Source organism: Pseudomonas oryzicola, from assembly GCF_014269185.2.
GTDB lineage: Bacteria > Pseudomonadota > Gammaproteobacteria > Pseudomonadales > Pseudomonadaceae > Aquipseudomonas > Aquipseudomonas oryzicola.
The window spans coordinates 836,315-843,862 of the sequence record NZ_JABWRZ020000002.1 but is presented as its reverse complement, the minus strand read 5'-3'; the positions used below and the strand labels follow the sequence as shown (position 1 = coordinate 843,862).

10 protein-coding genes and 4 tRNA genes are annotated in these 7,548 nt (G+C 56.6%); all 14 read left to right on the top strand.

Translation table 11 applies throughout. The annotated features are described in order from the left end of the window. Positions 1-223: 223 nt before the first annotated feature. The 14 genes from birA to rplL all read left to right on the top strand — a co-directional run bounded on the left by birA (position 224) and on the right by rplL (position 7,546). A complete protein-coding gene (gene birA / locus HU760_RS22130) occupies positions 224-1,183 on the top strand; it encodes a bifunctional biotin--[acetyl-CoA-carboxylase] ligase/biotin operon repressor BirA (protein WP_186678995.1) in 960 nt (319 codons plus the stop codon). After that, positions 1,173-1,922 carry a pantothenate kinase gene (locus tag HU760_RS22125; protein WP_186678994.1) on the top strand — a complete coding sequence of 250 codons (750 nt, stop codon included), beginning with the start codon at positions 1,173-1,175 and terminating at the stop codon, positions 1,920-1,922. The genes birA and HU760_RS22125 overlap by 11 nt, the downstream gene beginning before the upstream one ends. Before the next feature lie 7 nt (positions 1,923-1,929). Continuing rightward, the gene (locus HU760_RS22120; protein WP_186678993.1) at positions 1,930-2,355 is read left to right on the top strand and encodes a hypothetical protein; all 426 of its coding nucleotides are present in this window, start codon (positions 1,930-1,932) and stop codon (positions 2,353-2,355) included. 152 nt (positions 2,356-2,507) lie between these two features. Next, positions 2,508-2,591: transfer RNA gene (locus HU760_RS22115), tRNA-Tyr, on the top strand. Between the two features lie 24 nt (positions 2,592-2,615). After that, a tRNA-Gly gene (locus HU760_RS22110) sits at positions 2,616-2,689 on the top strand. Between the two features lie 29 nt (positions 2,690-2,718). Further along, positions 2,719-2,794: transfer RNA gene (locus HU760_RS22105), tRNA-Thr, on the top strand. A gap of 78 nt (positions 2,795-2,872) precedes the next feature. Beyond that, entirely contained in the window at positions 2,873-4,066 is a 1,194-nt protein-coding gene (gene tuf / locus HU760_RS22100) for an elongation factor Tu (RefSeq protein ID WP_026144793.1), read from the top strand. A 54-nt stretch (positions 4,067-4,120) separates the two neighbouring features. Continuing rightward, a tRNA-Trp gene (locus tag HU760_RS22095) sits at positions 4,121-4,196 on the top strand. 44 nt (positions 4,197-4,240) lie between these two features. Further along, on the top strand, positions 4,241-4,609 hold the full coding sequence (gene secE, locus HU760_RS22090) for a preprotein translocase subunit SecE (protein WP_186678992.1): 369 nt from the start codon (positions 4,241-4,243) through the stop codon (positions 4,607-4,609). 9 nt (positions 4,610-4,618) lie between these two features. Next, positions 4,619-5,152 (top strand): transcription termination/antitermination protein NusG, encoded by a 534-nt coding sequence (gene nusG, locus HU760_RS22085; protein WP_003255501.1) that lies wholly within the window; start codon positions 4,619-4,621, stop codon positions 5,150-5,152. A gap of 119 nt (positions 5,153-5,271) precedes the next feature. Beyond that, the gene (rplK, locus tag HU760_RS22080) at positions 5,272-5,703 is read left to right on the top strand and encodes a 50S ribosomal protein L11 (protein ID WP_003255500.1); all 432 of its coding nucleotides are present in this window, start codon (positions 5,272-5,274) and stop codon (positions 5,701-5,703) included. After that, positions 5,703-6,398 carry a 50S ribosomal protein L1 gene (gene rplA / locus HU760_RS22075; protein WP_170027987.1) on the top strand — a complete coding sequence of 232 codons (696 nt, stop codon included), beginning with the start codon at positions 5,703-5,705 and terminating at the stop codon, positions 6,396-6,398. Before rplK ends, rplA begins: the two co-directional genes overlap by 1 nt. Positions 6,399-6,595: 197 nt before the next feature. After that, positions 6,596-7,096, top strand: coding sequence for a 50S ribosomal protein L10 (gene rplJ, locus HU760_RS22070; RefSeq protein ID WP_003257082.1), 501 nt, complete (start codon positions 6,596-6,598; stop codon positions 7,094-7,096). Between the two features lie 78 nt (positions 7,097-7,174). Continuing rightward, positions 7,175-7,546 (top strand): 50S ribosomal protein L7/L12, encoded by a 372-nt coding sequence (gene rplL, locus HU760_RS22065; RefSeq protein ID WP_013970630.1) that lies wholly within the window; start codon positions 7,175-7,177, stop codon positions 7,544-7,546. Positions 7,547-7,548: the final 2 nt, after the last annotated feature.

Genomic DNA, 7,548 nt, shown 5'->3' with positions numbered 1-7,548 from the left:
GCGCCGCCAAAACAATCGCGCCCCCCTTGTGGGCACGGGTTCGCTTGCGAACACCGGCAAAAGCGGAGCCTGGCGTCGCCTGCTTTGCGGCTAAAGCTGCGCCTACACAGATCGCCACAAGAAGCTACAGCAAAGCCTGCTCGCCCTTGCCGACAGGCCCTTTTCCTATGCAAGCCAACAGCCCATAGCTATCATGCCTGCCTTATTCCAAGTCGAGACTGGCATGCTGAAGTTGTTGAATCTTCTCAAGGATGGCCGGTTCCATTCCGGAGAAGCTCTGGGGGCAGCCCTCGGGGTGAGTCGCAGCGCCGTTTGGAAGCAGCTGCAGCATCTGGAGAGTGAACTGAACCTCACCATTCACAAGGTTCGTGGGCGCGGCTATCAGTTGGCCGCGCCACTGGCTTTGCTCGATGCACAGGCAATCGCCAGTTTTGCTGCGGGTGAGCAGTGGCCGGTTTTCATTCATGAGACTATCGACTCGACCAATGCCGAAGGCCTGCGCCTGGCAGGTGGAGGGCAGTCGGCTCCGTTTCTGGTTCTGGCCGAACGGCAGAGCGCCGGCCGTGGCCGGCGCGGTCGGCAATGGGTCAGCCCGTTTGCCGAAAACCTCTATTACAGCCTGGTGCTTCGTGTGGATGGCGGCATGCGCCAGCTCGAGGGCCTGAGTCTGGTGGTGGGGTTGGCGGTAATGCGTACACTGCAGGCATTTGGGGTAAAGGATGTGGGCCTCAAGTGGCCCAACGATGTCCTTGTGCGTGGGCAGAAGATTACCGGCATTCTCCTGGAGCTGGTAGGAGACCCGGCAGATGTCTGTCATGTGGTGTTGGGTATCGGTATCAATGTGAACATGCAGGCCAATGATCAGGTCGACCAGGAATGGACGTCCATGCGCCGTGAAGTAGGTGTGGCAATTGACCGTAACCGCTTGGTCGCGCTGCTCAGCCAGCAGTTGCAGCATGAGTTGGCCCGGCATCGTCGCTATGGCTTTGCCGCGTTCCAGGAAGAATGGGAACAGGCGCACCTCTGGCAGGGGCGTAACGTTTCACTGATCGCCGGTAGCACACGTATTGATGGCGTGGTTCTAGGCGTCGACGGGCAGGGCGGCTTGCGCCTTGAGGTAGACGGGGTGGAAAAGAGCTTCAGTGGTGGTGAGCTCAGTTTGAGGTTGCGTGATGATTCTTGAGCTCGATTGCGGTAACAGCTTCATCAAGTGGCGGGTAATCCATGTCACTGATGCGGCGATTGAGAGCGGCGGTATCGTCGACTCCGATCAGGCCTTGGTGGCTGAAGTGGCTGCGCTGGCTTCTGTGCGTTTAACCGGTTGCCGTATTGTCAGTGTGCGCAGTGAGGATGAAACCGATGCGCTTTGCGCATTGATTTCTCGGGCATTTGCCGTGCAGGCGCTAGTGGCTCACCCGGCCCGGGAAATGGCCGGTGTGCGCAATGGCTATGACGATTACCAGCGCCTCGGCATGGATCGTTGGTTGGCAGCGCTGGGAGCGTTCCACCTGGCCAGAGGTGCTTGTCTGGTCATTGACTTGGGGACAGCCGCAAAAGCGGATTTCGTTGCTGCGGATGGCGAGCACCTGGGTGGCTATATCTGTCCGGGTATGCCGTTGATGCGCAGCCAGTTGCGCACGCATACCAGGCGTATCCGTTATGACGATGCTTCTGCCGAGCGTGCATTGACCAGCCTGGCGCCTGGGCGCTCGACTGTCGAAGCGGTCGAACGTGGCTGCGTATTGATGCTCCAGGGTTTTGCGCGTACCCAGCTCGATCAGGCGCGTGCCTTGTGGGGAGAGGATTTCGCAGTGTTCCTTACAGGTGGCGATGCTCCGCTGGTGAGGGAGGCTGTGCCGCAGGCGCGTGTCGTGCCAGACCTGGTTTTCGTTGGCCTGGCCATGGCCTGCCCATTGGATTGAGGTGCCTATGCGTTGGTTGTTTCTGTTGTTGCTGGTGCTCAACGTCTTTTATTACGTATGGCATCAGCAGGAAGCCCCGCTGAAGGTCAAGGAAGTCGCCCCACTGTCGCTGTACAAGGGGAATCAGCAGGAAATCCGCCTGTTACGTGAAACAGGCGTATCGACACCGCCCAAGCGCCGGGATGAGTGCCTGGTAGTCGGTGGCGTGATGGGGCAGGGGGAGCTCGAGGCGCTGCGTCAGCGTCTGTTGAGTCTGGATATAGCCACGCTCCCGGTGGTTGGGCAGTTGCCTGGTGCGGATGGTCGCTGGCTCAAGGTTGCACCGGAAAGCGAGCGTTTGTTGGACCAAACGGTGCTTGCCGCTCTTTCCAATGATTTCAAAGACTTAAAACACAAAATTATTTTCTGCCAGGGTATTGCAACTGGCGAATAGCTTGATAGAATGGCGCCCGCTTCACAGGGAACACCACTCAGGTGGTAGAGCTGGAAGCGGTGTCAAAGCAGCTAAGTTTCAGATTTGATTGAAAAAATTTGAAAAAATGCTTGACACTAGGACGGCAGACAAATAGAATGCCGGCCACATCTGGAGGGATTCCCGAGCGGTCAAAGGGGACGGACTGTAAATCCGTTGCGAGAGCTTCGAAGGTTCGAATCCTTCTCCCTCCACCAGTTTTAGCGAGAGCCGCAAGCTCCGCGGGTATAGTTTAGTGGTAGAACCTCAGCCTTCCAAGCTGATGATGCGGGTTCGATTCCCGCTACCCGCTCCAAGTTTGCTGGATTTTGCACAAAGTGTTTCGCTCTTGTAGCTCAGTTGGTAGAGCACACCCTTGGTAAGGGTGAGGTCAGCGGTTCAAGTCCGCTCAAGAGCTCCATATAAACAAGGCAGATATGAAAATATCTGCCTTTGTTTTATCAGCGCAAGACTATTTCTTCTGCGGAGGATTGTATCGATGGCTAAGGAAAAGTTTGATCGTTCCCTTCCCCACGTTAACGTCGGCACTATCGGCCACGTTGACCACGGTAAGACCACTCTGACCGCAGCTCTGACTCGCGTCTGCTCCGAGGTATTCGGTTCGGCAGTCGTTGAGTTCGACAAAATCGACTCGGCTCCGGAAGAAAAAGCGCGCGGTATCACCATCAACACCGCTCACGTCGAGTACAACTCGAACATTCGTCACTACGCTCACGTTGACTGCCCAGGTCACGCTGACTACGTGAAGAACATGATCACCGGTGCTGCCCAGATGGACGGCGCGATCCTGGTTTGCTCGGCCGCCGATGGTCCGATGCCACAAACCCGTGAGCACATCCTGCTGTCCCGTCAGGTAGGCGTTCCGTACATCGTGGTCTTCCTGAACAAGGCTGACCTGGTAGACGACGCCGAGCTGCTGGAACTGGTCGAGATGGAAGTTCGCGACCTGCTGTCCACCTACGACTTCCCAGGCGACGACACCCCGATCATCATCGGTTCGGCTCGTATGGCGCTGGAAGGCAAAGACGACAACGAAATGGGCACTACCGCTGTCAAGAAGCTGGTAGAAACTCTGGATGCCTACATCCCTGAGCCAGTTCGTGCCATCGACCAGCCATTCCTGATGCCGATCGAAGACGTATTTTCGATCTCGGGTCGTGGTACCGTTGTTACTGGCCGTATCGAGCGTGGTATCGTCAAGGTTCAAGACCCGCTGGAAATCGTTGGTCTGCGTGACACCACCACCACCACCTGCACCGGTGTTGAAATGTTCCGCAAGCTGCTGGACGAAGGCCGTGCTGGCGAGAACTGCGGCGTTCTGCTGCGTGGTACCAAGCGTGACGACGTTGAGCGTGGCCAGGTTCTGGTCAAGCCAGGTTCGGTCAAGCCGCACACCAAGTTCACCGCAGAAGTCTACGTCCTGTCGAAGGAAGAAGGCGGTCGTCACACTCCGTTCTTCAAGGGCTACCGTCCTCAGTTCTACTTCCGTACCACTGACGTGACCGGTAACTGCGAACTGCCGGAAGGCGTTGAAATGGTAATGCCAGGTGACAACATTCAGATGACTGTTACCCTGATCAAGACCATCGCAATGGAAGACGGTCTGCGCTTCGCTATCCGTGAAGGCGGTCGTACCGTCGGCGCCGGCGTCGTAGCAAAAATTATTGAATAAGTAGTTGATTTACATGATCAGGCCGGTATAATGGCCGGCCTGATACAGCGTTACAGGTCAGTAGCTCAATTGGCAGAGCGACGGTCTCCAAAACCGTAGGTTGGGGGTTCGATTCCCTCCTGACCTGCCATTTCACCTCGGTGTGATGGCTTTCTTCTCACAGGATCCTCCTCGATGACTCCCAAAACTGAAGCCCAAGAATCGCGTTTTGATCTGTTCAAGTGGCTGGCTGTAGTGGCTTTGGTGGTTGTCGGTGTAGTGGGTAATCAGTATTACTCCGCATCTCCGATTCTGTATCGCGTTCTTGCACTTCTCGTCCTGGCTGCTGTCGCGGGCTTTGTAGCTCTGCAGACCGTGAAGGGCAAGTCGTTCTTTGCGCTGGCGAAGGAAGCTCGAACCGAGATTCGTAAAGTCGTGTGGCCGACCCGCCAGGAAACCACCCAGACCACGCTGATTGTCGTGGCTGTCGTGCTGGTTATGGCACTGCTGTTGTGGGGTCTTGATTCCCTGCTCGGCTGGGCGGTCTCCTTGATCGTTGGCTAAAGGTGTCCCGTGGCTAAGCGTTGGTATGTTGTGCATGCTTACTCGGGTTACGAGAAGCATGTAATGCGCTCCCTGATCGAGCGCGTCAAGCTGGCTGGCATGGAAGACGGTTTCGGCGAGATCCTGGTCCCGACCGAAGAAGTCGTCGAAATGCGCAATGGCCAGAAGCGCAAAAGCGAGCGTAAATTCTTCCCTGGCTATGTTCTGGTCCAGATGGAGATGAACGAAGGGACTTGGCACTTGGTCAAGGATACCCCTCGCGTGATGGGCTTTATCGGTGGTACTGCAGATAAGCCTGCGCCGATCACCGATAAAGAGGCCGAAGCTATCCTGCGTCGGGTTGCCGACGGTAGTGACAAGCCGAAGCCGAAGACGTTGTTCGAGCCAGGTGAAGTGGTTCGCGTCATTGATGGTCCGTTTGCAGACTTCAATGGTAGCGTCGAAGAGGTCAATTACGAGAAGAGCCGCTTGCAGGTTGCAGTGCTCATTTTCGGTCGCTCTACTCCGGTAGAGCTCGAGTTCAGCCAGGTCGAAAAGGTCTAGGCGAACGCAGCATCCCATACCCCGCAGCCCTGTGTGCTGCGGGGTTTTGTCGTCACTGGGATAAAACGCAAGTCATCCGGGGAGCCATCAGGCGTTCGTACCCGATTTTGGAGTAGCTCATGGCTAAGAAGATTCAGGCTTACATCAAGCTGCAAGTTAAGGCCGGCCAGGCCAACCCAAGCCCACCCGTTGGTCCAGCACTGGGTCAACACGGTGTGAACATCATGGAATTCTGCAAGGCCTTCAACGCCCGTACCCAGGGTCAAGAAGCCGGCCTGCCGACTCCTGTGATCATCACTGTCTACAGCGACCGTAGCTTCACCTTCGAGACCAAGAGCACCCCTGCCTCGGTTCTGCTGAAGAAAGCTGCTGGCCTGACCAGTGGTTCGGCTCGCCCGAACACCGTTAAAGTCGGTACCGTTACCCGCGCTCAGCTGGAAGACATCGCCAAAGCCAAACAGGCTGACCTGACTGCCGCTGACCTGGACGCTGCTGTACGCACCATCGCTGGCTCTGCCCGCAGCATGGGCCTGAACGTGGAGGGTGTGTAATGGCTAAGCTGACCAAACGCCAAAAGGCAATCGCCGAGAAAATCGAAGCAGGCAAAGCCTACAACTTCGAAGAAGCGGCCAATCTGCTGGCTTCGCTGCCGGCTGCCAAGTTCGTAGAATCCTACGACATCGCCGTTAACCTCGGTGTTGACCCGCGTAAATCCGACCAGGTCGTACGTAGCGCTACCGTGCTGCCGCACGGCACTGGCAAGACCGTTCGCGTTGCTGTCTTCACCCAGGGTCCAGCTGCTGAAGCCGCTCTGGCTGCCGGCGCTGACCGCGTAGGTATGGACGATCTGGCTGCCGAAATGAAAGGCGGCGACCTGAACTATGACGTCGTCATCGCATCGCCTGATGCCATGCGCGTTGTAGGTCAGCTGGGTCAGGTCCTGGGTCCTCGCGGCCTGATGCCTAACCCGAAAGTGGGTACCGTAACCCCAGACGTAGCCGGCGCCGTCAAGAACGCCAAGGCTGGTCAGGTTCGCTACCGTACCGACAAGAACGGTATCATCCACACCTCCGTTGGCAAGATCGGCTTTGAAGCTGGCAAGCTGAAGGAAAACGTTGAAGCCCTGATCGCTGATCTGAAGCGTATCAAGCCGGCTTCCTCGAAAGGTATCTACGTCAAGCGCGTTACCCTGAGCACCACCATGGGCCCAGGTCTGGTCATCGACCAGAGCTCGCTGAACGTGTAAGTACTTGGTGGCGCGACCTGTCGCGCCACCAGCAAAAATTGGGGTCCCTGCCTGGCGGGGGCTATCCAAGACCGTAGGCGGCGCAAGCCTTAAAAAACCAGCCCACGCAGATGGTGCTCCCGATTCGTTACCGAATCAGACACCAAAACGACATCCGGCTTCGGCCAGATGAAACGGTAAAAACCAGGAGTAAACCCGTGGCAATTAAACTCGAAGACAAGAAGGCCATCGTCGCTGAAGTCAACGAGGCTGCCAAAGTCGCTCTGTCCGCTGTCGTGGCTGATGCCCGTGGTGTGACTGTAGGCGCAATGACCGGACTCCGTAAAGAGGCCCGCGAAGCTGGCGTATACGTGCGTGTCGTACGTAACACCCTGCTCAAGCGCGCTGTTGAAGGCACCGAATTCTCGATCCTCAACGACGCGTTCAAAGGCCCGACCCTGATTGCTTTCTCCAACGAACACCCGGGCGCTGCTGCTCGTCTGTTCAAAGAGTTCGCCAAGGGTCAGGACAAGTTCGAGATCAAGGCAGCTGCGTTCGACGGCAAGTTCCTTGCCGCTAACCAGATCGACGTGCTGGCAACCCTGCCAACTCGCGACGAGGCTATCGCACAGCTGATGAGCGTAATCCAAGGTGCAACCAGCAAGCTGGCTCGTACCCTGGCAGCTCTGCGCGACCAGAAAGAAGCTGCTGCTGCCTAAGGCACACGCAACTCTTTCAAAATCACACGTTTAATTTGATGGCTGCGTAGGCTGTCACCCCAATACAGGATTTAAGTCATGTCTCTGACTAACGAACAAATCATCGAAGCGATCGGCCAGAAAACCGTTCTGGAAATTGTTGAACTGATCAAAGCGATGGAAGAAACCTTCGGCGTTACCGCTGCTGCCGCTGTTGCCGCTGGCCCAGCTGCTGGCGCTGCTGCCGCTGTTGAAGAACAGACCGAGTTCAACGTCGTTCTGACCGAAGCTGGCGACAAGAAAGTAAACGTGATCAAGGCCGTTCGTGAACTGACCGGTCTGGGCCTGAAAGAAGCCAAAGAGAAAGTCGACGGCGCTCCTCAGGTTATCGCTGAAGGCGTTTCGAAAGAAGCCGCTGAAGACGCGAAGAAAAAGCTGGAAGAAGCTGGCGCTAAAGTCGAGCTGAAGTAATC

Excerpts from the sequence above, each read along its gene's own strand:
- birA (WP_186678995.1), top strand. The coding sequence starts at position 224 with ATGCTGAAGTTGTTGAATCTTCTCAAGGATGGCCGGTTCCATTCCGGA.
- HU760_RS22125 (WP_186678994.1), top strand. The coding sequence starts at position 1,173 with ATGATTCTTGAGCTCGATTGCGGTAACAGCTTCATCAAGTGGCGGGTA.
- HU760_RS22120 (WP_186678993.1), top strand. The coding sequence starts at position 1,930 with ATGCGTTGGTTGTTTCTGTTGTTGCTGGTGCTCAACGTCTTTTATTAC.
- tuf (WP_026144793.1), top strand. The coding sequence starts at position 2,873 with ATGGCTAAGGAAAAGTTTGATCGTTCCCTTCCCCACGTTAACGTCGGC.
- secE (WP_186678992.1), top strand. The coding sequence starts at position 4,241 with ATGACTCCCAAAACTGAAGCCCAAGAATCGCGTTTTGATCTGTTCAAG.
- rplK (WP_003255500.1), top strand. The coding sequence starts at position 5,272 with ATGGCTAAGAAGATTCAGGCTTACATCAAGCTGCAAGTTAAGGCCGGC.
- rplA (WP_170027987.1), top strand. The coding sequence starts at position 5,703 with ATGGCTAAGCTGACCAAACGCCAAAAGGCAATCGCCGAGAAAATCGAA.
- rplL (WP_013970630.1), top strand. The coding sequence starts at position 7,175 with ATGTCTCTGACTAACGAACAAATCATCGAAGCGATCGGCCAGAAAACC.